The 25928-nt window shown below is 49.1% G+C and carries 28 protein-coding genes and 1 pseudogene; 13 read left to right on the top strand and 16 right to left on the bottom strand.

From position 1 onward, the window contains the following. Positions 1 to 120: 120 nt before the first annotated feature. Positions 121 to 1572, top strand: a complete 1452-nt coding sequence (gene mltF / locus H141_RS0114910) for a membrane-bound lytic murein transglycosylase MltF (RefSeq protein ID WP_019677082.1) — start codon at positions 121 to 123, stop codon at positions 1570 to 1572. Positions 1573 to 1679: 107 nt separating this feature from the next. Continuing rightward, positions 1680 to 1865, top strand: coding sequence for a hypothetical protein (locus H141_RS20375; protein WP_019677081.1), 186 nt, complete (start codon positions 1680 to 1682; stop codon positions 1863 to 1865). Here H141_RS20375 and tadA read toward each other — a convergent pair. Beyond that, a complete protein-coding gene (gene tadA / locus H141_RS20370) occupies positions 1813 to 2340 on the bottom strand; it encodes a tRNA adenosine(34) deaminase TadA (RefSeq protein WP_019677080.1) in 528 nt (175 codons plus the stop codon). The genes H141_RS20375 and tadA overlap by 53 nt on opposite strands. Before the next feature lie 192 nt (positions 2341 to 2532). Here tadA and H141_RS0114895 point away from each other — a divergent pair, with 192 nt between their 5' ends. Together H141_RS0114895 and H141_RS0114890 are read left to right on the top strand one after the other, a co-directional pair. Beyond that, positions 2533 to 2745 carry a hypothetical protein gene (locus H141_RS0114895; RefSeq protein ID WP_019677079.1) on the top strand — a complete coding sequence of 71 codons (213 nt, stop codon included), beginning with the start codon at positions 2533 to 2535 and terminating at the stop codon, positions 2743 to 2745. Between the two features lie 236 nt (positions 2746 to 2981). Beyond that, on the top strand, positions 2982 to 3203 hold the full coding sequence (locus H141_RS0114890) for a hypothetical protein (protein ID WP_019677078.1): 222 nt from the start codon (positions 2982 to 2984) through the stop codon (positions 3201 to 3203). Between the two features lie 87 nt (positions 3204 to 3290). Here the strand turns inward: H141_RS0114890 and H141_RS0114885 are convergent, their stop codons facing one another. Both H141_RS0114885 and H141_RS0114880 read right to left on the bottom strand, forming a co-directional pair. Beyond that, positions 3291 to 4250, bottom strand: a complete 960-nt coding sequence (locus tag H141_RS0114885; protein ID WP_019677077.1) for an HAAS signaling domain-containing protein — start codon at positions 4248 to 4250, stop codon at positions 3291 to 3293. Then, positions 4250 to 4618, bottom strand: a complete 369-nt coding sequence (locus H141_RS0114880) for a PadR family transcriptional regulator (RefSeq protein WP_019677076.1) — start codon at positions 4616 to 4618, stop codon at positions 4250 to 4252. Before H141_RS0114880 ends, H141_RS0114885 begins: the two co-directional genes overlap by 1 nt. A 283-nt stretch (positions 4619 to 4901) precedes the next feature. Between H141_RS0114880 and H141_RS0114875 the strand changes: the two genes are divergently transcribed. Together H141_RS0114875 and H141_RS0114870 are read left to right on the top strand one after the other, a co-directional pair. Continuing rightward, positions 4902 to 5321, top strand: a complete 420-nt coding sequence (locus H141_RS0114875; RefSeq protein WP_019677075.1) for a YccF domain-containing protein — start codon at positions 4902 to 4904, stop codon at positions 5319 to 5321. An 18-nt stretch (positions 5322 to 5339) separates the two neighbouring features. Further along, positions 5340 to 5678 carry an MGMT family protein gene (locus tag H141_RS0114870; protein ID WP_019677074.1) on the top strand — a complete coding sequence of 113 codons (339 nt, stop codon included), beginning with the start codon at positions 5340 to 5342 and terminating at the stop codon, positions 5676 to 5678. Here H141_RS0114870 and H141_RS0114865 read toward each other — a convergent pair. Further along, positions 5675 to 8416 carry a choice-of-anchor B family protein gene (locus H141_RS0114865; RefSeq protein ID WP_019677073.1) on the bottom strand — a complete coding sequence of 914 codons (2742 nt, stop codon included), beginning with the start codon at positions 8414 to 8416 and terminating at the stop codon, positions 5675 to 5677. The two genes, H141_RS0114870 and H141_RS0114865, sit on opposite strands and share 4 nt — an antisense overlap. A 107-nt stretch (positions 8417 to 8523) precedes the next feature. On the opposite strand from H141_RS0114865, the gene H141_RS20980 reads away from it, so the two are divergent. Together H141_RS20980 and H141_RS0114855 are read left to right on the top strand one after the other, a co-directional pair. After that, complete coding sequence (locus tag H141_RS20980; RefSeq protein ID WP_019677072.1) at positions 8524 to 9303, top strand: MbnP family copper-binding protein; 780 nt, start codon at positions 8524 to 8526, stop codon at positions 9301 to 9303. Then, positions 9290 to 10453, top strand: a complete 1164-nt coding sequence (locus H141_RS0114855) for an MbnH family di-heme enzyme (RefSeq protein ID WP_019677071.1) — start codon at positions 9290 to 9292, stop codon at positions 10451 to 10453. The genes H141_RS20980 and H141_RS0114855 overlap by 14 nt, the downstream gene beginning before the upstream one ends. Positions 10454 to 10619: 166 nt before the next feature. Here the strand turns inward: H141_RS0114855 and H141_RS0114850 are convergent, their stop codons facing one another. After that, entirely contained in the window at positions 10620 to 11186 is a 567-nt protein-coding gene (locus tag H141_RS0114850; RefSeq protein WP_019677070.1) for a BON domain-containing protein, read from the bottom strand. A 207-nt stretch (positions 11187 to 11393) separates the two neighbouring features. After that, positions 11394 to 11843: a hypothetical protein gene (locus H141_RS0114845; RefSeq protein ID WP_019677069.1), complete on the bottom strand. Its 450-nt coding sequence runs from the start codon at positions 11841 to 11843 to the stop codon at positions 11394 to 11396. A gap of 192 nt (positions 11844 to 12035) precedes the next feature. Here H141_RS0114845 and H141_RS0114840 point away from each other — a divergent pair, with 192 nt between their 5' ends. Further along, positions 12036 to 13382: a sigma-54 interaction domain-containing protein gene (locus H141_RS0114840; RefSeq protein ID WP_019677068.1), complete on the top strand. Its 1347-nt coding sequence runs from the start codon at positions 12036 to 12038 to the stop codon at positions 13380 to 13382. A gap of 130 nt (positions 13383 to 13512) precedes the next feature. On the opposite strand, the gene H141_RS21190 is transcribed toward H141_RS0114840, so the two are convergent. The 9 genes from H141_RS21190 to xerD form a co-directional block, all read right to left on the bottom strand. Continuing rightward, positions 13513 to 13689 carry a DUF1328 domain-containing protein gene (locus H141_RS21190; protein ID WP_019677067.1) on the bottom strand — a complete coding sequence of 59 codons (177 nt, stop codon included), beginning with the start codon at positions 13687 to 13689 and terminating at the stop codon, positions 13513 to 13515. A gap of 354 nt (positions 13690 to 14043) precedes the next feature. Next, the gene (locus tag H141_RS0114825; RefSeq protein ID WP_019677066.1) at positions 14044 to 14295 is read right to left on the bottom strand and encodes a hypothetical protein; all 252 of its coding nucleotides are present in this window, start codon (positions 14293 to 14295) and stop codon (positions 14044 to 14046) included. Further along, positions 14273 to 14743 carry a hypothetical protein gene (locus tag H141_RS20360; RefSeq protein ID WP_019677065.1) on the bottom strand — a complete coding sequence of 157 codons (471 nt, stop codon included), beginning with the start codon at positions 14741 to 14743 and terminating at the stop codon, positions 14273 to 14275. The genes H141_RS0114825 and H141_RS20360 overlap by 23 nt, the downstream gene beginning before the upstream one ends. 2 nt (positions 14744 to 14745) lie before the next feature. Continuing rightward, the gene (locus H141_RS0114815) at positions 14746 to 15063 is read right to left on the bottom strand and encodes a hypothetical protein (RefSeq protein WP_019677064.1); all 318 of its coding nucleotides are present in this window, start codon (positions 15061 to 15063) and stop codon (positions 14746 to 14748) included. 283 nt (positions 15064 to 15346) lie between these two features. After that, complete coding sequence (gene lysS / locus H141_RS0114810) at positions 15347 to 16867, bottom strand: lysine--tRNA ligase (protein WP_019677063.1); 1521 nt, start codon at positions 16865 to 16867, stop codon at positions 15347 to 15349. A gap of 40 nt (positions 16868 to 16907) precedes the next feature. Continuing rightward, a protein-coding gene (prfB, locus tag H141_RS0114805; protein WP_169337183.1) for a peptide chain release factor 2 occupies positions 16908 to 18006 on the bottom strand; the annotation gives its coding sequence in 2 pieces (ribosomal slippage) (positions 16908 to 17930 and positions 17932 to 18006; 1098 coding nt in all). Between the two features lie 134 nt (positions 18007 to 18140). Beyond that, positions 18141 to 19871 (bottom strand): single-stranded-DNA-specific exonuclease RecJ, encoded by a 1731-nt coding sequence (gene recJ / locus H141_RS0114795; RefSeq protein WP_019677061.1) that lies wholly within the window; start codon positions 19869 to 19871, stop codon positions 18141 to 18143. 85 nt (positions 19872 to 19956) lie between these two features. Then, positions 19957 to 20691, bottom strand: a complete 735-nt coding sequence (gene dsbC / locus H141_RS0114790; protein ID WP_019677060.1) for a bifunctional protein-disulfide isomerase/oxidoreductase DsbC — start codon at positions 20689 to 20691, stop codon at positions 19957 to 19959. Between the two features lie 31 nt (positions 20692 to 20722). After that, entirely contained in the window at positions 20723 to 21640 is a 918-nt protein-coding gene (gene xerD, locus H141_RS0114785; protein ID WP_019677059.1) for a site-specific tyrosine recombinase XerD, read from the bottom strand. A gap of 135 nt (positions 21641 to 21775) precedes the next feature. Between xerD and fldB the strand changes: the two genes are divergently transcribed. Next, the gene (gene fldB / locus H141_RS0114780; RefSeq protein WP_019677058.1) at positions 21776 to 22294 is read left to right on the top strand and encodes a flavodoxin FldB; all 519 of its coding nucleotides are present in this window, start codon (positions 21776 to 21778) and stop codon (positions 22292 to 22294) included. On the opposite strand, the gene H141_RS0114775 is transcribed toward fldB, so the two are convergent. Then, on the bottom strand, positions 22291 to 23031 hold the full coding sequence (locus tag H141_RS0114775; RefSeq protein ID WP_019677057.1) for a tRNA1(Val) (adenine(37)-N6)-methyltransferase: 741 nt from the start codon (positions 23029 to 23031) through the stop codon (positions 22291 to 22293). The two genes, fldB and H141_RS0114775, sit on opposite strands and share 4 nt — an antisense overlap. 78 nt (positions 23032 to 23109) lie before the next feature. On the opposite strand from H141_RS0114775, the gene srmB reads away from it, so the two are divergent. The 3 genes and pseudogenes from srmB to H141_RS21490 form a co-directional block, all read left to right on the top strand. Continuing rightward, entirely contained in the window at positions 23110 to 24333 is a 1224-nt protein-coding gene (gene srmB, locus H141_RS0114770; protein WP_019677056.1) for an ATP-dependent RNA helicase SrmB, read from the top strand. 125 nt (positions 24334 to 24458) lie between these two features. Then, positions 24459 to 25526, top strand: a complete 1068-nt coding sequence (locus H141_RS0114765; RefSeq protein ID WP_019677055.1) for a S66 peptidase family protein — start codon at positions 24459 to 24461, stop codon at positions 25524 to 25526. A 237-nt stretch (positions 25527 to 25763) separates the two neighbouring features. Beyond that, positions 25764 to 25928: pseudogene (locus tag H141_RS21490) on the top strand (IS110 family transposase); the annotation flags it as partial.

Here is a 25928-nt window from a genome sequence, read left to right as displayed (position 1 = left end):
GGAAGCTGATTTAAGCGCGCCATTATAAAGAAATTTGGCGCTAAGTGGTATGTGAAAAAACTGACTGCCCCGCTTAAGTTTGATATAACAGTCTCCAGGGTAGTAAATTTCAGGTTCGGCATGCAACTAAGAGTGCTTTTCTGGCTGCTGGTTTGCCTGCTTAGCGCATGTGCGCCGGAGGCAGAACACACATCACAGCTAGACACAATTCATCAGCGCAACACTTTGCGGGTTGGCTTATTACATGGCCCAACCAGCTACTTTATTGGGGTTGATGGCCCCACCGGCTTTGAATACGAGCTGGCCCAGACCCTGGCACATCGTTTGGAAGTTGAACTTCAGCTATTCCCAAGCTACCACTTAGATGAGCTGCTACAAAAACTCGATACCGGCCAGGTAGATTTTATTGCCGGTGGTTTAACTCTCACCCCACAACGGCTAAGCCGGTATCGCGCGGCACCGGCATATCGCTGGATCAGCGAGTTACTGGTATTCCGGCAGGGTGATGACTGGCCGCGTTCGCTGGATGATATTACCGAGCCGATTGTGGTTATTCAGGATAGCAGCCATGCCCAGACTCTGGACAGACTAAGTAAAGACCACCCTAACCTGCAATGGCGTGAGCAAAAAGATCTCGACGCCGACGATGTGCTGCAACTGGTAGTTGATGGCAAAATTCCCTATACCCTTACTGACTCTAACCAACTGGCTATTAACCGCCGCTTTTATCCTAATTTAAGTATTGGTTTTACCGTCAGCGATAATCTGCCTGTTGCCTGGTTGCTGGCTGATAGCAATGACGACTCGCTGCTGGCGGTGTTAATTGAGTTTTTTGGCAACATTTATCAAAGTGGCGAGTTAATTACCCTGGAAGACCGTTATTTTGGTCATGTTAGTCAGTTCGATTATGTCGACACCCTGCAATACATCGATGCCATCAGCCAGACTCTGCCCGATTACAAAGACCTGTTTATCCAGTATGCCGGTGAGCTGGACTGGCGTTTACTGGCGGCGCTATCCTATCAGGAATCACACTGGGATCCGAAAGCCCGCAGTCCAACCGGGGTGCGCGGCCTGATGATGTTGACATTACCAACAGCCAAGCAAATGGGTGTTAGCAGCCGGCTCGATCCGGAACAGAGTATCAGTGGCGGCAGTCGCTATTTACAACGCTTAGTCAGTCGGATCCCGGAGCGCATCAACATGCCAGATCGGCTCTGGTTTGCTCTGGCTTCATACAATGTTGGTTGGGGCCATGTTGAAGATACCCGTATTCTGACTCAGCAACAAGGTGCAGATCCTGATAAATGGCTGGAAGTAAAACAGCGCTTACCCCTACTGCGGCAAAAAGCCGTTTACCAGCATACCCGCTATGGTTATGCCAGAGGCGATGAAGCCGTCACCTATGTTGAAAATATCCGCCGTTATTATGATACCCTGGTATGGACGGATGAAAAGCAACAGGCCGAACAACGGCTCGAGCAGCAACGCTTGCGCCTTACTGAACAATTGCTACCCGACACCGCTATTTCAGAGCCAGAACCGCAAGCACAACAGGAAATTGAACACTAATTTTAAGCCCTTTAACACACCAACCCTTGTTGTCCGGTCTGTGTAGCTCTATAGTAACCGCATATTAACGTTGCACTGGCAACGTCAGCAATAAATTCGGGTCCACTATGCTTAAACGAAAAAAGCCGGCTTTAAAACGCCGCAAACTCAGTGCCTTTGCCATTACGTCCAGCCGGCGCCGGGTAAAACGAAATACCGACTTACTGAAACTGCACCGCAGACGGCGTAACTATCAGACCATTATGCAGGATCATCCGGGCCTGCAGGCGTTTTCCGGTCAGGATCAAGCTTAACCGCAGCGCGTTTTGCTGCTTTTTTTTCCAGCCGTCGCCGCTGAAAAAAAGCCGATAATCTGGCGGCACACTCTTCTGCCAGTACGCCACCAATAACTTCAAGCTGGTGGTTTAGCTGCGGGTGTTGCACTAAATTCATTACCGAGCCGGCGGCACCGGTTTTATAATCGCTGGCACCAAATACCAGGCGAGCCAGCCTGCTATGTACCAGCATACCAGCACACATACTGCAGGGCTCAAGTGTGACATACAGGGTGCAGTCAGTCAGACGGTAGTTTTGCAACTGTTGCCCGGCCTGGCGTACAGCCTGCATTTCAGCATGAGCTGAAGGATCGTTTAAGCTAATCATCTGGTTGTAGCCTTCCGCAATCAGCAGATTATCTTTAACAATTACCGCGCCAACCGGCACCTCGCCAGCTTCCTCTGCTTTGGCAGCCAGTTGCAGCGCTTTGGCCATCCATTGTTGATCGGTCATAAACTCTTACAATTTTTTCAGACACCTGCTGCAAGTTTACCACTACTATCTGGTGATATTGACTAAACTTTTAAGCTTTGCGCTACGGCCACAGCAATTAAGACAATTTAATAAATTGATTTACATAACAATTATAACAATGGCATCAGCCTTGCTTTTCAGCATAAACTAATTAAAAAAAGGGAGAACATCATGGGACCATTTGAAATTGCCGCTATTGCCATTGTTGGTGGTTTTGTCTACGCAGGCTACGAAGTGCATATGAAAACTAAAGGCAAAGCCGGCAAAGGTGAGCTGGAAGCGCTGCAAACTGAAGTGCATCGGCTGAAAGAGCGGGTCAGCACCCTGGAAAGTATCGTTACGGATAAATCCTATCAGCTTAAAGATCAAATCAACAAACTGTAGCCAAAACATCGCTATCATCAAAAGCTGTCAAACTCTGACAGCTTTTTTTATTGCCTTTCCTTATTGCCTCTCCAGCATAATAGTTTCACCACTATTTGGTTAAAACCACTACTGAAAAGAAAAACCCGGCAGCACCAAATTTCAAAATTTCAATTAAGTTATTGTTTATAAAAATTAATTAATTCTGGCATAGCTCTTGATACCTTATTGCTATTACATCAAAAAGGAAAAATATCATGAACAAAACTATCGTAATTATTTTAGCTGTGGCATTAGGCATTTACTGTTTGCCAACTATCCTGGCTATTGTCGGCTCAGTATTCGCTATTCTGATTGGTCTGGTCGCAGCGGTATTTGCTATTGGCATTACGGCAGTGGTTACCCTGGCTCCTTTGCTGTTATTTGTCTGGTTGATCTGGTGGCTGGTGCGTGACAACCGGAAGCAACAGCAGTACTAAGCAACTGTTATAGCTACCCCTGCTACAAAAAAGCCCTGCCAGGTTTAACCTGGCAGGGCTTTATCTTACCCAAACACCGTTAGCTATTTAGCTTGTGGAAAAGCGCCGCAGACGTAGCGTATCACGTACTACCTCATAGCCAGGAAACAGGGCAATAATAACTAAGCTTAGTCTGATACTATTTTGGAATGCATCCGGGCTGAAGTAACGCTCCCAACGCTCAACATCAAGCTGCAACAGTGGCCCGGACACAGCCAGCAGGATGAACATCAATGCAAAAGCCAGATTAACCCCTATGTTCAGCTGTAACATAGGTTTGCTCCAGATACGACGGCGCAACTGCCATAAACTACTCGCCATCCCCAGCACAATAACCGGGCTGAACCACATCAGCATCACTAACGCCAACTGACTAAAAACCTCACCGCCCGGCTCTGCTCCGGCATCCACCTGTTGCCAAAGCGGAAACCAGATTATCAGCAACAGAAAAGCGTAAGTAGCCAAATCTGAAAAAATGTCATTCAGACTAATATGCTGCCAGCCAGCGCCAACGGGCGGTAAGTCTTGAGGTTGCCACTGGCTACTGGTATTACATGAACCAGGCTGTTTACCGTTGAAAGCCACAGCAAAACCGACCGTTACAGCAGTAAAAGCAAACACCGCATCTTCAATAAAGCCCGATGCCAGCCCCTTGATAAACAGCAACAGCCCGATGTCAGAGCCTGTTAACCAAATTCTGGTCATAAACACCACCTGCAGCACAAGCAACACGCCCAGCACCATCAACAGGGTGTGTTTATATAACGGCATTAACCATTCAGGTATCAACGGTGCTGGCGGGCAGAACTGGCGGGCGACCTGCCTGGGATGGCCCATTGTTTTCAGTACCTCAGCAACCTGTTGCCCGGTCAGTTCACTTTCCTGTTGTTCAGCCATGGCATCAAGTTGATCCAGAATATTGGCATGCAGTTCCCGGCCTATTTCCTGGCGTTTTTGTTCAGGTAACTCGCGCTGTACTGCCGCGATATAACGGTTAACTAATTCCATTAGGTTTGCTCCTCTGCTTGGTTCGCTGGCATAGTCTGCTCTGGCTGCAACAGTGGCCCCAGTGCATTGTTTAAGGTGGTCCATTCCTGGGTAAGTTGTTGCAGCAATTCTGCACCCAGCTCAGATAACAGGTAATAGCGACGTTCCCGTCCTTCTCCCTGCTGCCATTCGCTCTCTAGCAAGCCCTGATCGGCCAGCCGTCGCACCAAAGGGTATAAGGTACCCTCGTCAATATCGATGCCAGCGTCTTGCAAGTGCCGGCGCAGCGAGTAGCCGTAGTGGCGCTCACGCAGTGCTGCCAGCACTGCCAGTACCAGCACCCCTCGGCGCAGTTCCAGCCGCATTTTGTCTAATTGAGCCGTTGTCATAAGCTATCCTTCTTTTACCAAGCTAAGTGCACTGAGCACTGAGCACTGAGCACTGAGCAAAGTGTACTGTGTGACACATACTGTGCAGCACACAGTATTTATACTAGGCGCCGCACAGTATAAAAGCAAGTGCTGAATAGTGAGTTTTGCTAAAACTTGGCATCTTTACGATCTGACTACTGACCAATAATACATAATCAATTGATTTAATTAACAATAATTTTGGCCTGTTTTCTGCTTAATGCTTTATTAAATAATATTTTTTATAGGGTAAGGGCAACAGATGAGCGTGTTCAGATTACTATTTAATATCCTGTGGTTTGTGCTGGGTGGCTTTGTGATGGGGCTGTTGTGGTGGTTGGTGGGTTTGTTATGCTTTATCAGTATTATCGGTATTCCGTTTGGACGCAGTTGTTTTGTAATTGGCGAAATGGCGTTCTGGCCGTTTGGCCAGGATGTAGTAAACCGGCGTTATATTAACCGTTATGATGATATCGGCACCGGTACTTTAGGCACCCTGGGTAATATTATCTGGTTTTTATTGTTTGGCTTCTGGCTGGCACTGGGCCATTTAGGCCATGCTATAGTCTGCTTTATCAGCATCATCGGCATACCCTTTGGCATCCAGCATTTAAAGCTGGCGATGTTAAGCCTGGCGCCGATTGGCAAAACCGTGGTGGCGCGCCGCGCTATTATTAACTAAGCGGGCAGGAAAAACTTTGTGGCAGCAGATAACTACCAGCGAATTTGGCAAACCGTATTATTAATTCCCGCCGGCAAGGTGGCGAGCTATGGCCAGATTGCTGATTTAGCCGGCCTGCCCGGCCGCGCCCGCTTGGTTGGTAAAGCGTTAGGTTATGCGCCGCCGGAACTGGCCGTGCCCTGGTACCGGGTACTGCGCAGCGACCGCAGCCTGGCGTTTGCACCAGGTAGCGCCACGGCACTGGAGCAACGCCAATTGCTGCTGGCAGAGGGCGTTATGCTGCGCCAGAACCGGGTAGATAAAATAGCACTATGGCAGCCCGATTTAGCCGAGCTGCTGTTTAAGCTGCAATATTAGCTTTTATTATAAACCCGCCGCATAAATAGCAGCCCGCCCAGTAATAAAACGCTAACCGGCATACTGCCACCGGAAGATCCGGTGGTGGCCGGTGGTACTGGCAATGGCACCGGGCTGGCCACAACCGTTATGGTAATACTGGCGCTGGCAGCCGCTCCTCTGGCGTCGGTGGCCGTAACGCTGAACACCAGATCACTGGCACTGGATGGCGCAACAAAACTTACCGTGTTGCTGGCAGCGTTTTGCAAACTAACGCTGGTGCCACTTTGCTGCTGCCACTGATAGCTGATGGCATCCCCTTCCGGATCGGTTGCCACTGCCGTTAAGGTGACACTCTGGCTGGCATTAACCTGGCGATTTTCGCCGATACTGACGCTGGGAGCCGTGTTTGCATCGTTGTCCAGAATAGTCAGGGTAAGTGCGGTTATTTCGCCTAACTCACTGCCAGCAATGCTGGATAAACGCAGCACCGCGGTTTCATCCTGCTCCGGTAGCTCATCGTCAATAATTTTCAGCACAATTTGCCGCTCGCTGCTGTCGCCATCTTCCCAGCTTAGCTCGCCATTAGCAGCCTCAATATCCTCACCAACCGTTGCAGTGCCACTGTCCAGCGCATAACCCACTTTGATAGCACCGTCACTGCCACCCAGCCGGCGCACGGTAATACTGACAGTGGTATCGGCTTCAACCACCGATAATGCAGACTCAACCAGACTTACCACACCAGCGCGCGGCGGATCTTCGCCAAAACGCAGCCGCAGATAAGACGGGTTGGTCAGGCTGGCGCCGTTTGCCGGGTCAAATAACCGGACAAACAACTCGCGTTCAGCGTTCAGGCCTCGATCAAGTGTAGTGATACCGATCGTTTTACTACTGCTATCATTTACCGCCCAGTTGAGACGGCCACGGATATTCTGATAATCCTGTTCTGGCTCAGCCCGGCCAGCCAGAATTTCATAGCCAACACTTGTTGCAGTGCTACCGCCTGTTCGTGCTACCTGCAGTTGCGCCACCTCGCCAGGGCTTACCCGCAGCTCGCTCTGACTGAATGATAATGCCCCTGCCAGCGGGTTAACCTTATTATCCCTGAACACATAAAGACCACTATTGATATCGCTACCGATAATCAGCCCAGAAGGCAGGTACGGATACACGCCCCACATGCCATTAAAAGCCGCGCTGTCTGATGCCGGAAAGGTATCAAAAAAACCAGCCTGCACCGGGGCTGCCGGGTTAGTAATATCAAGAATGGTTAATCCACGTTGATAATTCGACATGTAATAACGATTGCCGCGGACAAAGCCGTTATGATCAATTGCTTTGGTAGGCCCGGTGTAAGTCGCCGCTAATACCGGTGCCGTTAAATCGGTTAATTCAAATACCCGCACTGTGGTGTTCAGACCATGATTGGTTTCATCCAGTTCATCATGCACAAATAGATATTGCTGATCTTCAGTCCACCAGCCGGAATGGACATAACTGGCCAGGCTATAGCTAAAGTCGGCCAGCGCCAGATTGCCGGTATCACTGATATCCCACAGCTTAATATTCTGCTCATTAAAATCAAATAACACCTGGCACTCTGGCCGGTCACACTGATTAATGGCACGCTGGTCGGTGACCAGCATAGAGGCAACATCATGGCTGTAATCGCTGCGACTGGCACCGCTTTGCAGCCAGTTAGCGCTTAACTGTAATGGATCCGCCAGGCTATAGCTGGCCACCGCGCCACCCTGCTCAGGTTGGCCGGCAAGGTGCAGCGCCGGTTGCTGACCGGTTAACGCGGTGTTGGTTGTGTAATCAACATTACTGACATACAAGTTATGTGCGGAGTTGGCCGAACGATCTGTAGCAGCCAGCCGCACGCTGCTGGGCAAGTCATTTAAGTCGATTATCTGAATGCCGTTATTTGCCTCCGAAGATACGTAAGCATAAGCCTGCCAGCGGCCGAGATTATCATCAAAAAACTGCAGCACTTTAATGTCGCGCCAGCTGGTATTGCTGCCATTAACAGTTCCCACCACTACCGGGGTAGCCGGATTGGCCAGACTGACCACTGCTGTGCCATTATTTAAACCGATTAAAGCAAACTCAATACCCGTATTAAGATCAGTATGGCCCCAGATATCATTGGCCGAACTGGCAGTCGCACTCAAATCAGCTAACGCCAGATGAGCAACCAAATCAATCTTATCGCAGCTGAACACGCCCGCCGTTCCTGCTTCGCAGTCAGCACCTTGCTGGCTTTGTTGCAGCGCACTATGGGCGGCAAGCTGCTGGCTGAGTTCGGTACCAAAGCGGCCGGGACCATCATTAATAATCTGAAAACCGCGCTGGTAAAGCCGCTCAACAAATTCAGCCGGCACGCCGGTTAGCACTGTCTTATTCAGCTGCGGTGCCTGCTGCAAAAAATGGTCAAACCTGTTGTAACCACCCAATACCGGCACTATCTCGCTTAATAGCAACACCGCATCATCTGCAGTGGCAAGTTGATACTGGCCCGACGCAACCAGCACCTTGTCGCCCTTGCCTGCCTGAGTTAAGGCATAGCCAATGGTCCGGCAAGGCCGCAACACATCCGCACAGCGGCCGCTGTCCCGGCCCGTTTCAGCTACGAATCGTGCTTTATCATGCTCAGCATGGGCCTGCACCTCTGCACTGAGCCAGCTGGCACAAACTAATACCAGAGCAGAAAACTTTACTGCCGCCTTACTCTGCCAAAAATAACGGATGCTCATAAACATTACCTGTCTTATATCCTGACGCCAAGCTGACGCAGTCTTAGTCGATTTTCACTTTAGTTTAGAGTATTGTTTACCGCAGCTTTACTAAATACAACCAAATTATGATTTCAGCGTTTAAGATAACCATTAATCTGATGCTTGTGCTTGCTATCAGTCTGCTTGGCGGCTGCCAGCCTGACACTGCATCTGGCTCTTCAAAACATCTTGCCGTGCAACTTAGCGGGCTCCAGCAGCAACCAGACTGCCAGCAACCCATTTTTATTGCTGAGCAACCGTGGCAGATCCAAAACCTACGGTTTTTTTTAAGCGATTTTAGTCTCAACCAGCGCCCACTGCAGCTAGCTACCACCCAGTGGCAGCAATCGCGCCTGGCCTTACTGGGTACTGACTGTCAGGGCAACAGCAACTGGCTACTGCAGTTTACTGAAGCTTTAACCCCGGGCCAGCTGAGCTTTACCCTTGGCCTGCCTTTTCCTGTTAACCATCAGAATCCGCTTGCTGCCAGTTCGCCGTTAAATCACAGCGAAATGTACTGGAGCTGGCAACTTGGCTACAAATTTCTGCGTCTGGATTTACAAGGCCCGGGGCATGGCTGGGCATTTCACCTTGGCTCTACCGGCTGTCAGTCAGCCAGTGTCTTACGTCCGCCTGTAGCACCGTGCAAAGCCGCCAATACTTTCAAGGTAACGCTGGATTACCAACAAGGCCAGAGCCTGCAACTGGATTTGGTGCTACTGCTGGATAAGGTAGACCTTGCGCTTAACAGCAGCTGCATGTCAGATAGCCAGCAAAGTAACTGTCAGCAGCTTTTTAACAATTTAATGCTGACGCCAGTATGGCAAATGACCCCTGATGAGCAAGGACAACATGCAAGTTATTAATCCTGGCAGTGCGCTTAGGCTGGCACTGTGTGTAGTGTTGGCCAGCCTGATACTGGGCAGTTGCAACAAACCTAAGGAGCCAACGACTGCCTGGCAATGGCCATTGCCACCTGATATGCCGCTGCCACGGGTGCCGGCAGAAAACCCGATGACTGATGCTAAAGTAGAGCTGGGTCGCCACCTGTTTTACGATACTCAGCTATCAGTTAATGGCAAGCAAAGTTGTGCCAGTTGTCATCAGCAGCAATTTGCTTTCGCTGAGGCCCGACCCCGCTCAGTGGGTGCTACCGGCCAGCAACATCGGCGCAATGCGCTGGCGCTGGTTAATATCGCTTATAATAATACTCTGACCTGGGCCCACGATGGCCTGACAGACATTGAACAGCAGTTACTGATACCGTTATTCAGTGACGACCCGGTTGAACTTGGGCTTGCTGGTCAGGAAGCAGAAGTACTGCAACGACTAAAACGGCCACCCTATCCACAGTTATTCAAGCAAGCCTTTGGCAGCACCGAACCAGAAATGCAGCAGCTGGTCATGGCGCTGGCCAGTTTTGTCAGGAGTTTATTGTCGTTCCAATCCGACTTCGACCGCTATGCCTACCAAAACGATGATGCCGCACTAAGCCAGCTGCAAATTACAGGAATGAACTTGTTTTTTTCGGAGCGGCTGGAATGCCATCATTGCCATGGTGGTTTCAATTTCACCCAGGCTACCAGCCACAGTATGCAGCCATTAGATCTGCGTCCTTTTCACAATACCGGTTTATATTACACCGCTAATTCATCAGCAGCAGGTTACCCGCAGCATGACCGCGGCCTGGCAGAGTTGACAATGAACCCGGCAGATGACGGTCGTTTCCGGGCACCAACCCTGCGTAACATTGCTCTGACCGCGCCCTATATGCATGATGGCAGTATTGCCACCCTGGAGCAGGTAATCGATTTTTATGCGGCAGGGGGGAAGGTGTTACTTGAAGGCGACTATGCCGGAGATGGCAGGTTGCATCCTGGTAAAAGTCAGTTTGTTCGCGGTTTTGAATTAACTGCCAGCGAACGGGCCGCCGTGCTGGCATTTTTATATAGCCTGACCGACCCAAATTTTATTACTAACCCGGATCATAGTAACCCCTGGCAGTCTTCTCCCTGAATCGCTAATCCTCTGATTGCACGGCACTTGCTACCTGCGACAAGGCTTTCCGTTACCAGAGCCTTTTACTGACCCGCAATATTTTAACCAAAAAAAACGGCCTGATAACAGGCCGTTTTGCTGAAAGTGATGAAGTCAGAGTGCGTGGTGCACTCTCAATATCAACTTAGTAGTTTTTCTTCGCTACTGTCAGTTGATTGTCTACGCGTTTAACATCGTTGGTCTTCTTGGCGATAGCTTCTGCCAGATCTTTCTCAGCATCTGAATCCACTTCACCTTTGAGCATTACCACGCCATTTTCTACATCGACATCTATTGCGGTGCCGCTGGTTTCAGACTCAAACAATAAGCGGGTTTTAACAACCGTCGCTACTTTGGCATCGGTTAAGCCACTACCGTCATCGTCGTGGTCCTTTTTATCCCGCATATGGCGTTCGTTTGATACCGTTAATTTATTATCAACGGAGGTAACACCATCCAGATTCTCAACTAATTCGGCAGCAAGCGCTTTATCAACTTCTCTGTCTACCTTACCGGTCAATGTTATTTTACCGTTCTTAACATCGGTGTTGATGTCAAAGGAATTAAGGTTACCGTTCAACAGTAACGTTGTTTCAGCTTTACCATCTATCCATGCGTCTTTGGCACCATCTTGCCAATCGTTAGCGTTTGCTGCAACTGAAGTACCAGCCAATGCTACGGTCATCATTACGGCTAAAGTAGTACGTTTCATATATTCACTCCTTTGTTGTGAGACATCAATACTGTTGCCAGTTTGATACCAACTTCTAAGAAACCTCTAAGCTATTGCTTTATAAAAAAACGTAATTTTCTCATTCATTTAGCGTTAATTTTTTGATTGTATTTTTAACCAGCTTACCGGTAAATATTTCCTATTTATCTTTTGTCCCTTATCTTTTGATAGTTATCTATCAGGCACTTATTTGCCAGATAACAGGGGGCTCAACTGATCAGTCACAATCTGCAAACCAGCAGTCAGGTTTGCCAACGCCCGTGCATTGTCGCGCTGAGTTAATTTCCGGTTTAAACGCTTAAATGAAGTCAACTGCCGGTGCAGCTGCTGTGGTAATTCTGCCAGCCATTCATTTTTATCATCGGCTTTGCCGGCATTTTCCCAACGATACCACTGGCAAACCGCGTTAATTTCAGCATCGCTGGTAACCTTGACACCGTCGGCGTTATTGAGGCTGAAAGCTTGCTGATGCAGCAACTCAAGCTCATGAAAATAGCGGCGAATATTGTTATTACTTATCAGCGGTGCAGTACGCTGGTAAAATGGCCGGGCTTGCTCACACACTGCCAGTACCAGACTTAATGTTGCCTGATCACCGGCGCTATTACTCTCGGTTTTTGGATTAAACGCCAACACAATACTGCCTCCTGAGACCTCGGTTGTCATTAATTCATATTCAATTCATATACCAAGTTTAAACTTATGATTTATAATGACATTATTATTTTTCAATTCATCTCTAAGTCTATTTCAGTAAATTTTACTGATGGCCATTGTTAATTTTACATTGCTGGATTAGAGTAGAGCACTATCACATGGAGTGACAACATGAGCAAACCCAGGTTATTTATTCATCTGCGTGACCCGGAGCTCGCTGACAAATTATTACAATCACCGGCAGTCAGACAATTTATCATAGTTAAAAGTAGTGATAGTTCAGCCTGGTCTGAACAACTGCAGCAACAGCATTGCGATCTTGCTGTTATAGAGTCTGATGACAGCGATAATGATGATTATAAACGCTTGCTGGAAAGCAGAGTTTTAACCGAAATCGATTTTATTTTTATCAGTAGCGGCCCGCCAAATGAATTGCTTGATACCTTAATGCGTCGTGGTGCCGGATATCACTTCCGGGCGCCACTGGACTTTGGTTCGGTAATTGATACCCTGCAGGATTTCTATCAGCAACTTAGCACTGAGCGTAAACAGGTAAAAGCCACCTCCAGTGAACTTGATCAGTTTGGTATGTTAGTGGGTTCATCTAAGCCAATGCTGAAACTATACCGGACCATCCGTAAAGTAGCGATTACCGAAGCCAATGTGCTGATTGTCGGTGAAAGTGGCGCAGGTAAAGAGCTGGTTGCCAATACTCTGCACCTGGCCAGTTTACGGTCTGATAAACCCTTTGTGGCTATAAACTGCGGAGCGCTTAGCCCGGAGCTGATTGACAGTGTATTATTTGGTCATATCAAAGGTTCTTTTACCGGAGCACACCGCGATCATCAGGGGGTATTTGCCCAGGCTGAGGCGGGCACCCTGTTTCTGGACGAAATTACCGAAATGCCGATTGAGCATCAGGTAAAATTATTGCGGGTACTGGAAAATGGCGAATACCGGCCAGTTGGCAGTGATAAGACGTTTACTGCCAATGTCCGGATCGCAGCCGCAACCAACCGTGACCCCATGCAAGCAATTGCCGAAGATATGCTGCGGGAAGATTTATACTTCCGGCTGGCCCAGTTCCCGGTAACCGTGCCACCGCTGCGCGACCGCGCCGAGGATATTATTGGCCTGGCTCAACATTTTCTGGCTTATCGGAATGTGCAGGAGCAACAAAGAAAGCAGTTTTCCGCGCAGGCGCAAAGCCTGATCGCTAATCATAGCTGGCCGGGAAACGTCCGGGAATTAAAGCATGCGGTTGAACGTGCCTATATTCTGGCAGATAACACAATTGAGCCAGAGCACCTGCTGCTGGAAGAACCGCACCTTGATAGCGATGGCGGCGCAATAGCAGATACTATTCCAACCGGTGTGCGTTTAGATGAATTAGAAAAGGCTGCTATTCTAAGAACATTAGCCAAAAACGGTGGTAATAAAACCGATACTGCGCAACAGCTCGGCGTAAGTGTAAAAACATTATACAACAAGCTGGAGAAATATCAGCTGGAACGCTGAATACACCTCTGAACCCGCTTTGCTGCCGAATATCAAACAAAGTTAAAAGCCACTACAAAACTGCAGTGGCCTGATTAGAGTAATTCGCCTGAGCTGTGATTACATTATCATCGCTACATCTTCATCATCGCTACATCTTCGGCGACTTGCCTCGTAAGGCGCCAGCCAACAGTGAAATAACCAGTAGCACGATGAAAATAAAGAAAATAATTTTAGCGATGCCAGCTGCAGTTCCGGCAATACCGCCAAAACCCAGCACACCTGCAATCAGTGCGATAACTAAAAAGGTTAATGCCCATCCTAACATTTTTGCTCCTTAATGCATGGTTTGCACATAGCTTAAATTAATCGATTAAACATATGCGAAAGCCATGCCAGAAAGAATTTTTATGCAACTTAATGATTTATATGCAATTTATATTAGACAATGGCAGGGCAACAAATAAACAAGATAACAACCAGCAATTATTACTTACTGCCAGGTAACTTTTTCATGACAATTATTTATTGATATGCGGATCTGTTTCGGAGCTAAGCAACAATCTTCAGACACACCAATAATGACGCCAGTATCATTAGCGCCAGATCAGCATTAAAACGACTTGGTCTGGTAGGTAATTGCCCTTCGCTCAATAGGGAAGCTCCAGAGCAAACAGTGACCCTATACTAAACGTCGCAGCCATTGAATGGCTCCCAGGCTTCGCAAGGTTTTAACAGCTGGGTTGTGCCGCAACTGCATTAGCATACCGGCACCAAAGCTCAGAGTCAGGCCGGGAGCGGAGCCCAGAAATTGCTTACAGCGCTGCCCTGATAGAAACAAAAAAGCATGGCGTAGCTGCTGGCGATGCTGAAATTGTTCAGTACACTGCTGTAGCTTCCGCTTATCTTTTTTAATCAACAGATCGATTAACACTATTGCCTCCTGCAGGTTCAGCAGTGAACCTGAGTATGCCTTTAACCTGCGCTATGGTATTGCTAAAGCCTACCTGCTTCAGCGAATAACGCATATTCCGCAAACACCAATACAACACTAATACTTGCAATACAAATAACAGTGCTGCGGTAAGCGGTATTGATGCGGTTGCCTGAAATAGTAAATAACCGGCAAACACCAACACCGAACCCCACAACATCACTACACCAGCACCAAGCGCTACCAGTAAACCCGCCGCCAGCATTAAACTACGGCGTGATAACGCCATTTCGGCGCTGGCTGTTTGCTTGGTGATCTGCGTTTGTTGCTTGTACTGCTCGGCAGTCAGGCTGAGTAAGGCAGCTATCTCAGTTAACTGAGCCATTACTTTTTCTGGCAATGGCTCAGAGGCCGTTTGTTGCGGCTCTGTGTCCCGAGATTCAGCCATAACTAGTTGCCGCGACGAAGCAGAGCACTAACCAACATACCGGCGGCAAATGCGATACCAGCGGCAGCTAGTGGGTTTTCCTGGGCAAATTGCTTACTACGCTCGTATGAGCTTTGCATTTGCATTTTTAACTCTTCCTGCTTCTGATCGATAGTTGCTTTAGAGCTGGCTGCAGTTCTGCGTAGGCTATCTTCCGCTGTCGCTGCTTTCTCTGCCATCGAGTCTACCGCATGATGGGCTGCTTCTGAGGCTCTTTCAGTTACGGGCGAGTTAGCAGTCGAATTACCTGCTGTTTTCGTACCAGTTTGAGTTATTGCCATTGTAAACCTCCTGCTTGTTTAAAGAAGACACCACTGTACTCAAGCACTTTAACTTATGCACAGTTTATATCTGTATTTGATACCCGAATGTGCTGCAAAGCCTGTGCCAGAATGGGGGGGTAAAAATAAACATTTAAAAACAATAGTTTATATAAAGGCATGTAGCAGAGGCAGTTAACACCAAACCAGTATAGTGTAGAAGTTACCTGATAACAGTAAACATTACAGACATCATTTAAATAAAAAGCCAGACTCCAGTCTGGCTTTTATCGTCAAAAACTAGTTACTTATCATGATGTATCCGCATATGAGGGAATAAGATGACATCACGGATTGAGGCAGCATCAGCCAGCAGCATAACTAAACGGTCAATGCCAATGCCCTGGCCGGCAGTCGGAGGTAAACCGTGCTCCAGCGCGGTAACAAAGTCTTCGTCGTAAAACATCGCTTCATCGTCGCCAGCATCTTTTTGGGCGACCTGCTCGCGAAAGCGCTCTGCCTGATCTTCCGCATCGTTTAACTCACTAAAGCCGTTACCCAGCTCGCGGCCACCGATGAAAAACTCAAAGCGATCGGTAATTTCCGGGTTATGGTCGTTGCGTCGGGCCAGTGGTGAAACCTCTGCCGGGTATTCGGTAATAAAGGTCGGATGCCGCAGCTTGGTCTCAACCAACTCGTCAAATACCTCCATTAAGATCCGGCCATGACCATAGTTGGCTTTAACTTCAATACCCAGGCTTTTCGCCAGCTCTGCCACCGCTTCGCGTGTGGCAAGTTGCTCTTTAGTCACTGTCGGGTTGTAGTGCAGAATAGAGTCGGTAACCGACATCCGGGCAAACGGCTTGCCGAAGTCGAACACTTCACCCTGATAGGGCACTTCAGTGCTGCCCAACACATCAAGTGCCAGACCACGGAACAGCTTCTCAGTTAAATCCATTAAGTCGTTGTAGTCGGCATAGGCCCAGTAAAACTCCAGCATGGTGAATTCCGGGTTATGCCGGGTCGACACCCCTTCATTGCGGAAGTTACGGTTCAGCTCAAACACCTTTTCAAAACCGCCGACCACCAGCCGTTTTAAATACAGCTCAGGCGCTATACGTAAAAACATCTGCATATCCAGTGCATTATGGTGAGTTTCAAACGGCCGGGCGGAGGCACCACCCGGGATAGCCTGCAACATCGGTGTTTCTACTTCTAAAAAGCCGTGGTCATTAAAAAAGCGTCGGATATAGGCCACGGTTTTGCTGCGCACCAAAAAGGTGTGCCGCGACTGCTCGTTAGAGATTAAATCCAGGTAACGCTGACGGTACCGTGCTTCGTTGTCAGTTAAACCGTGGAATTTATCCGGCAGTGGTCTGAGCGCTTTGGTCAGCAGGCGGATATCGCTAAGCCAGACAGTTAACTCACCAGTCTGGGTTTTAAATAAGTGGCCGGTAGCGCCGATAATATCGCCCAAATCCCACTTTTTAAACTGCTCGTTATACACACCCTCTGGCAAGCTATCGCGGGCGACATACAGCTGAATTTTGCCACCCATATCGGCAATAGTAGTAAAGCTGGCTTTGCCCATAATCCGGCGGGTCATCATGCGGCCACCTAAGCTTACGGTGATTTTCTGCTCTTCAAGCTGCTCTTTGGTCAGGTGATCATATTTGGCAATCACTTCAGATGAGATACTGTCACGGCGAAAATCGTTCGGGAACATAAAGCCGTCTGCACGCAGCGCCGCTAGTTTATGTTTTCGCTCAGTAATCAGCTTGTTAACATCCTGAATTTCGTCATGTGGGTTCTGCTGTTCAGCCATTTTTGATTCCTGAGTCAAGTGAGTATTAGCGTTATGTAACTTATAAACCGGCTTTTAAGCTGGCTTCAATAAACTTGTCGAGATTACCGTCCAGTACCGCCTGGGTATTGCGGGTTTCAATACCAGTGCGTAAATCTTTAATCCGCGAATCATCCAGTACGTAAGAGCGAATTTGACTGCCCCAGCCAATATCCGATTTAGTATCTTCCAGCGCCTGCTTTTCGGCATTCTGCTTTTGCAGTTCAAACTCATACAATTTGGCACGCAATTGTTTATAGGCGTTGTCGCGGTTTTTATGTTGTGAGCGATCGTTCTGACACTGCACCACGATATTAGTGGGTAAGTGGGTGATCCGCACTGCTGAGTCAGTCCGGTTTACGTGCTGACCACCGGCGCCCGACGCGCGATAGGTATCGATGCGTAAATCTGCCGGGTTAATGTCAATTTCAATATCGTCGTCAATTTCCGGCGCCACAAATACTGAAGCAAAAGAGGTATGGCGACGGTTACCAGAATCGAAAGGACTTTTGCGAACTAAGCGATGGACGCCGGTTTCGGTGCGCAGCCAGCCGTAGGCGTAATCGCCGCTGAATTTAATAGTACAACCTTTAATGCCCGCGACGTCGCCATCGGTCACTTCATACAGTTCCGGTTTAAAGCCTTTATCTTCACCCCAGCGCAAATACATCCGCATCAGCATGCTGGCCCAGTCTTGCGCTTCAGTACCACCCGACCCTGCCTGGATATCCAGATAGCAGTCGTTCTGATCATTTTTACCGGAGAACATCCGCCGGAATTCCAGCAAGGCCAGCTGTTTTTCCAGCCCGGCTAATTCTGTTTTGGCTTCTTCAAAGGTTTCTTCATCTTCCGCTTCAAGCGCCAGCTCAAGCAGGCCAGCAACATCTTCCAGCCCCTGATCCAACCGGTCGATAGTACCCACCACCTGCTCCAGCGCTGAACGTTCTTTGCCCAGTGCCTGGGCTTTTTCCGGATTATTCCAGACGGCAGAGTCTTCCAGTTCGCGCGAAACTTCTTCTAAGCGCTCTTTTTTGCCATCGTAGTCAAAGATACCCCCGAAGCACGTTAGTGCGTTCAGTCAGATCTTTAATGCTGTTGTTTACCGGATTCACTTCAAACATGGGTTATCTCAGGCCTTAAAACGGTCGAAAAAATTGTTGCGGATTATAGCAAAGATATGGCTGGCAGTGCAGCCATCTATTGATGTTTTTCTTAAGAAGCTTGCCGGCCTTGCCTGGCAGCAAAACCGGCGGAGTTAACTCAGCGCTGTCATATAGCGAACAATAAGTTGCAGATTTTGCTGCTCGCGATATTCATTAATATCCAGCTGATAGGCCAGCCGGACTTTCTTTACGTTAACGTCAGGCCAGGTTTTATTATCGGCATTAAACCAGATAGCATCGACCAACAGGCCATTTGGCCCCTGCAACATCAGTTTCAGGTGACGCTCTGCCAGCATTTTCTGGCTGATTAACGTAAACTCGCCATCAAATACCGGCTCCGGAAAAGCCTGGCCCCAGGGGCCGGCGTTTTGCAGTAACTGAGCAAAACTAATATCAAAACAATCGGCTTCCAGCTCACCATCGCTGTAAATCACTGCAGTCAGCTGCTCGGCAGTTAAATGCTTTTTGGCGGTCAGGCTCAGCGCCAACTGAAAGGTTTCCAGCCGCTCGGCGGCGATGGTTAAACCCGCCGCCATGGCATGACCGCCAAATTTCTTAATCAGCCCGGGATACTGGCTGGCAATTTCTTCGAGTAAGTCGCGAATATGTAAACCTGGAATAGAGCGTGCCGAGCCTTTTAACTCGCCGTTGTCACCCTCGGCAAAGACGATTGTCGGCCGGTGAAACTGCTCTTTAATCCGGCCGGCTAAAATACCAATAACACCCTGATGCCAATCATTGCGATACAAGCACAGACACTCTGGCAGGCTGCTGCCGTCAAAGGATAATTTGCTTAAAAAAGCCTGCGCTTCTAACTGCATACTTTGCTCTATCGCCCGGCGCTCAACATTCAGCGCATCCAGTTCGGCCGCATACTGTCTGGCTAAACCCAGCTCGGGTGCCAGCAGGCAGCTTATACCAAGCGCCATATCATCGAGGCGGCCGGCGGCATTTAATCTGGGTGCCAGTGAAAAGCCAAAGTCACTGGCGGTCAGTTTTTCGGCCCGGCGGTTGGCAATATCAATCAATGCCTGAATGCCCGGCCGGCATTTGCCACTGCGAATCCGCATTAAGCCCTGATGTACCAGAATACGGTTATTGGTATCCAGCGGCACCACATCAGCGACCGTACCAAGCGCAACCAGATCAAGCAATTCAGCAATATTGGGCTCACTCAGGCCTTTTTCTGTAAAGTACTGCTGTTCACGCAAGCCAGCCCGTAGCGCCATTAACAGATAAAACGCCACCCCAACACCGGCCAGCGCTTTACTTGGGAAATTACAGCCAGGTTGGTTCGGATTTACAATCGCATCAGCATTGGGCAGGGTATTGCCGGCCAGGTGATGGTCGGTAACCAACACCTTGACCCCGGCTTTTTTCGCCAGGGCCACCCCTTCTACCGCAGAAATACCGTTATCGACGGTAATAATCAGTTCAGCGCCCTGCGCCACCACTAACTCAGCCAGCTCAGGCGTAAGGCCGTAACCGTACTCAAAACGGTTAGGCACCATATATTCCAGGTATTTAAAACCAAAGGCTTTTAAGCCGGCCATCAGCACGGCAGTGCTGGTAGCGCCGTCGGCATCGAAATCGCCGACAATCACGATATGCTGCTGTTGCTGCAAAGCATCGATTAACAATTGCACCGCGGCATTGATGCCCTTCAGTGCACTAAAGGGCAATAGCCCGGCAGCCCCCCGCTCCAACTCTGCGCTATTGCTGATCCCGCGATTCTGGTACAACCGGCGCAACACCGGATGCAGGTGCTCTGCTATAACCTGACCGGTTACCGGCTCGCGCCGGCTGATTTGTTTTAACTGCACGCCTGATACCTGCTGTAGTTTTCTATTTTATACGCAACGTTGTTTGTGTTAACGCAGCAATGAGGCCATTGCCGCGACACCTACATTATTTTGCCTCTAATTGCTGCAGCAAACCTGCGGCCGGTTGGTAGCCAGGTATAATCCGGCCACTGGCCAGAATGAGTGCGGGAGTACCATTAATGCCAAACGACTGACCAAGTTCATAATGTTGTTTAACCGGGTTGTCGCACATAGCCGGTGGGTTGCGTTTGCCCTCTTTGGCCAGGTCCATTGCTTTTTGCTGATTACGCGAGCACCATAAGTGTTGCATTTCCAGGGCGGTTTTACTGTTTAAGCCACCACGCGGAAACGCCAGATACCGAATAGTAATACCAGCATTATTGTAGTCTTTCATTTCATTGTGTAGTTTCTGGCAATAGCCGCAGGTTGGGTCAGTAAAGGCATACACAACATGCTTTTCGTCTTTAGCCTTATATTCAATATAGCTACCCGCAACTGCCGGCAATTGCTGGCTGACGTAGTTTCTCATCTGTACATCGTTAACGAGTTCTGCCTGCTGTAAATCGTAAATATTACCTTCAATAAAAAACCGGCCGTCTGTGCTGGTAAAGAACAAGCCGCGCTGAGTAAACACCTGCAATAACCCAGGCATTGGGCTGTTGGCAACCGCGTTTACCTGTAATCCGAGCGGGGCCAGACTTTGCGAGATCTCAGAGAGCTCTGGGGCGTCTTTTTGCTGCTGCGCCATGACATTAAAATTAAAACCAACACTTAAGCTTAAAATGCCCAGAGTAAGGGCGCCTGATAACCAGTTTTTCATACACTTTCCTAATTGGCGTAGCTGAAAATTATTAGCCACGCGGATGATGTTGTTGATGCAGCCGTTGCAAACGTGCCTGAGCTACATGGGTATAAATTTGGGTTGTAGATAAATCACTGTGTCCCAGCAGCATTTGTACTACCCGCAAATCAGCGCCATGGTTCAGTAAATGAGTGGCAAACGCATGGCGCAAGGTGTGCGGCGACAGCTCAGCCTGAATGCCCGCTACTTTCGCATAAAACTTAATCCGGTGCCAGAAGGTTTGCCGGGTCATCTGGCTGCCGCGACTACTGGCAAACACTAAATTACTGTCGTCTTTAACAATATCCGCCCGGGCCAGGCGCAAATAACGACTGAGCCAATCCTGGGCGTCCTCGCCCATCGGCACCAGTCGCTCTTTACTGCCTTTACCCAGCACTCTAAGCACGCCCTGGTTAATGCTCACCTGCTGCAAGGTCAGACTAATCAGCTCAGTTACCCGCAAGCCACAGGCATACAGCAGTTCCAGCATCGCCTTATCCCGAAACTGGATCAGGTCGTTGCAATCAGGGGCCTGCAGCAGCGCTTCTACATCCTGTTCCGATAGGGTTTTCGGTAAACTGCGGCCAATTTTCGGGTTAACCAGTTCAGTTACCGGGTTAGCTGCACAACGACCGGCTTTATGGTAATGCCGGTAAAAACGCCGCAAGCTGCTTAACATGCGTGAGCTGCTGCGCGGGCTCAGCTGTTGTTGGTAGCGTTCGGCCAGAAACTGGTTAATCAGTTGGCTGTCTGCTTTTAGAAATTGTTGCTGTTCTCTGGCCAGAAAACGACCAAACAGGGTTAAGTCACTACCATAGGCACTGAGGGTATGCGGGCTAACGTCTTTTTCCAGCCAGAGCTGGTCGAGAAACTGCTGAATTAGCGCCTGCTCAGCAGAGTCTAGGGCTGGTGGTTGTTCCGGGTTCATGGTCCTGAGCCTGGCTAGTGTACTACTGAAGTCTGGGCGTATCTTAGCCGATTGCACTCATCAGGCATAGTCTGGCTTGGGTAGCGCCAGCCGTTTCTGCTACAATGCGCCGCAGAACTCGCTGGCGGAACTCAGATGAAAATAGGCTTATTTTACGGCTCCACTACCTGCTATACCGAAATGGTGGCAGAGAAAATTCAGGCACTGATTGGTGCTGATGTGGTTGACTTACACAATATTAAAACCGTGCCCCTGGCGAGAATGGCCGACTACCAGCTGTTGATCCTGGGGTTATCAACCTGGGATTTTGGTGAGATCCAGGAAGACTGGGAAGCGCACTGGGATGAGATCAGTAGCGTTGATTTACGCGGTAAAACCATCGCCATTTACGGCATGGGCGATCAGCTCGGTTATGCCGAATGGTTTATTGATGCCGTCGGCATGCTGCATGATGCTATCGCCCCACAAAGCCCGGATCGCATAGGTTTCTGGCCAACCAGCGGCTACGATTTTATAGCCTCCAAAGCCCTGACGGCCGACGGCGAGCTGTTTTACGGTCTGGCACTGGACGATGAAAACCAGTATGAACAAACCGATGAGCGGTTAAATACCTGGGTTAGCCAGGTGCTGACTGAAATCGCCGAGCGGCTTTAAAACTTCAGATAAAAATCGCGTAACAGCAGCCGGTATTGCTGACTGTAACTACCATCGTCGTTATGGATCAGCAACTGTTGCTGCCGGCTTTGGCAGGGCTGGCGCTGCCACTGCATCAGCCGGCGAATGGGCGCTTTATCTGCCCGGCTGAACACCCTGCAACTTGCCGCAGCATACCAGCCTTGAGCCTCTGCCTCCAAGCTGAAGGCAGCCGCAGCACTCTCGGGTAATACCAGGGCAAAACTGCCTCCGGGAGCCAGCAACTCTGCCGCTTTTGTCAGTAATAATGGCAGCGGTAAACTGGAGGTATGCCTGGCCTGATTACGCTTTTCATTTACACTTAACAAGGCATTGTCGAAAAAAGGCGGGTTAGACACAATTAAAGCGTAACGTTCGGCTGGCTGATAGGTTAGAATATCGCCTTTTAGCAGTTGCAGGCGACTGGCAAAAGGGCTTTGTTGGAAATTATGCTCAGCCTGGCTGGCGGCATTAGCGTCAAGTTCAATAGCGTGGATAGTGGCTGTTACGGAGCGCTGCGCCAGCATCAGACTGATTAAGCCACTGCCGCTGCCGATATCCAAAAATGCAATGCCCGCAGATACAGCAGTGCTGCTTTTTACGCTGTCAGAAGTTGGCAAGCTGGCCCAGGCCCCCAGCAATAAACCATCAGTACCGACTTTCATCGCGCACTGATCATGGCCCACGAAAAATTGTTTACACTTAAAACCAGCTGACATCTTCACCTCTGCTGCTAGTTTACTGGCTGCCAGACAGGTTTGTCATCTGAATACTGTCGACCCTGAGGAACACCTTTTATGAGCTTTGCCGATTTTCAATTCGACGACTCTATTAACCAGGCGCTGGAAGAAGCCGGCTTTACCGAGCCTACCTTAATTCAACAGCTGGCTATTCCACCCGCGCTGGATGGCCGCGATGTGCTGGCCAGCGCCCCGACCGGTACCGGTAAAACCCTGGCTTTTGTGCTGCCGGCTATTCAGTATTTACTGGATTTCCCGCGGCGCGACCCCGGTTTTTGCCGGGTACTGGTGATGACCCCTACCCGCGAGCTGGCGTTTCAGGTTTATGAAGAATTTAAGCAACTGGCGCAGTATACCAAACTTAACGTTGGGGTGATTACCGGCGGTATTAACTACGGCAGCCATAAAGATACCCTGGAAAAAAATAACGATATTCTGGTCGCCACCCCAGGGCGCTTAACTGAGTATCTGGATGAAGAGAGTTTTCAGGCAGACGAAGTAGAAGTGTTAATTCTGGATGAAGCAGACCGGATGCTCGATATGGGCTTTATTGGTGAAATGAACCGGATAGTGCTGGAAGCAAGGCGACGCCGCCAGACCTTTTTATTCTCTGCCACCCTTGAAGGTTTAAATTTAGAGCGCTTTGCCGAGCGGGCGTTAAAAGAGCCCGAACAAATTGAAGCGGTGCCGTCCCGTAAAGAAAAAGCCAAAATTCTGCAATGGTTACACCTGGCCGACGACAATATTCATAAGCTGGCGTTGTTAACCCATATTCTGAAGCAGGAAGACGTTACCAAAGCTATTGTTTTTGTGAAAACCCGCGAGCGGCTGGCCAGTTTAACCGGTCAGCTGGAAAGCGCCGGTATTAAATGCTGTTGGTTACAAGGCGAAATGCCGCAGGATAAACGGTTACAGGCAGTACAGCGTTTTAGTCAGGGCCAGGTGCCAGTGCTGATTGCTACCGACATTGCTGCCCGCGGTCTGGATATTGACGATATCAGCCACGTTATTAATTACGACATGCCACGCAGTGCCGATACCTACGTGCACCGGATTGGCCGTACCGGCCGGGCCGGTAAAAAAGGTACCGCGATTTCTCTGGTAGAAGCGCATGACATGGCGATGGTTGCCAAAGTGGAGCGCTATACTGAACAAAAGCTGAAACGACGGGTGATTGAGAGCCTGCGGCCAAAGCATAAAGAAGCGAAAATTGGCAGTAAGAAGAAAAAACCCGGTAAGCTGGCGGCCAAAAAGCTGGCCAAAAAAACGTCTAAAAAATAATTCTGTCTCAGCCCCCTATTGCAGCAAACTGGCGCTTTTTGCGCCAGAGCTGCTGCATTTTTAACAAAAGCATGCTATCAATAGCGATAAATTAGGAATAATTTATTACTAAGAGGCATTAAGTCATGAATAAACGCCAATTTTTACAGTCCGGCGCACTGGCGCTAAGTGTATTACCGCTGGGGCTATTACCTCTTAGTAGTTGCGCTGCCGTTAGTAATCAACAAGGTGCCGCTAACAGCAACGCCATTCTGCCGAAAATGCTCAATCCGGGGGATACTGTTGCGCTGGTTAGTCCCTCTAAAGCAACCGATAATCGAATCGATATTCAGATTGCGACTGAAGTGCTGCAAGCCCTGGGCTTTAAGGTAAAACCGGGCCAACACCTGAATGAGCGTCGTGGCCACCTGGCAGGCACTGATCTTGAACGGGCCAGCGATATTAATGCCATGTTTGCTGATCCAGAGGTAAATGCGATTATTTGCCTGCGCGGCGGCTCGGGTGCTGCCCGGCTGTTACCGCTACTCGACTACCCGCTGATTAAACGTAACCCGAAAGTGTTGCTGGGCTACTCCGATATTACCGCCCTGCACAACGCCATTAATACCCAGACCGGGCTGGTCACTTTTCATGGCCCCAACGGCACCGGCAGCTGGAACAGCTTTAATGCCGATCAGTTTCAGCGGGTATTTTTTCAGCGTGAGCTGATGCAATATCAAAACGAATTAGATGCCAAAGATGAGCTGGTACCGCGGCAAAATCGCATTCAAACCATTACTGGTGGCAAGGTGCAGGGCCAGCTGGTTGGCGGTAACTTAACCGTATTAACCGCGTTAGCGGGCTCGCCTTATTTACCGGATTTCACCGGTAAAATTTTATTCCTGGAAGATGTCGAGGAAGCGCCCTACCGGGTAGATCGGATGCTCAGCACCTTAAAACTGATGGGGGCGCTGGATAAAATTGCCGGCTTTATTTTTGGTGAATGCACCGCGTGCCGGCCAGGTGGCGGTTTTGGCTGGTTAACCATGGATCAGATTTTTGATGATCATATTAAGCCATTGAATATTCCGGCGTATCGCGGCGCGATGATTGGCCATTTAAGCAAACAGTTTATTGTGCCGCACGGCGCCACAGTAGAAATGGATGCTGACTCCGGCACGTTCAGGATGTTAAACAGCGTGTTTCAGGGTTAATGTAATCTGAGGGAGAGTGCGGATTACTCTAAGACGACCGTTGAAGCCCTGGACGGGCGGAAAAATTCGTAGGGAACGAATTTAAACAGCCTTGCTGGCCCGCAGGGTAAACTTCATGGAGGAAGTTTATAAACGAGCCTACAGGGATGATGAGATGGACACCTCAAGTGAAATCGGCGTCACAATGCGCCATTATTGATGTGTTAACCGTCAATAAGCTTACATGAGGTGTCCAAAATGAAAGTTACACTAATTGGAATCGATTTAGCAAAAAGTATTTTTCAGATCTGTGGCGTTAATCAGGCAGGTAAAGCGGTTTTTAATCGCACGATTAAACGCAAAGATTTATTGGTCTTCTTAGCTAATTACCCAGATGCAACCATTGCGATGGAAGCCTGCTCA

This window comes from Arsukibacterium perlucidum DSM 18276, from assembly GCF_000382165.1.
In the GTDB taxonomy this organism is placed as follows: Bacteria; Pseudomonadota; Gammaproteobacteria; order Enterobacterales; family Alteromonadaceae; genus Alishewanella; species Alishewanella perlucidum.
This window is presented reverse-complemented; position numbering and strand designations above follow the sequence as displayed.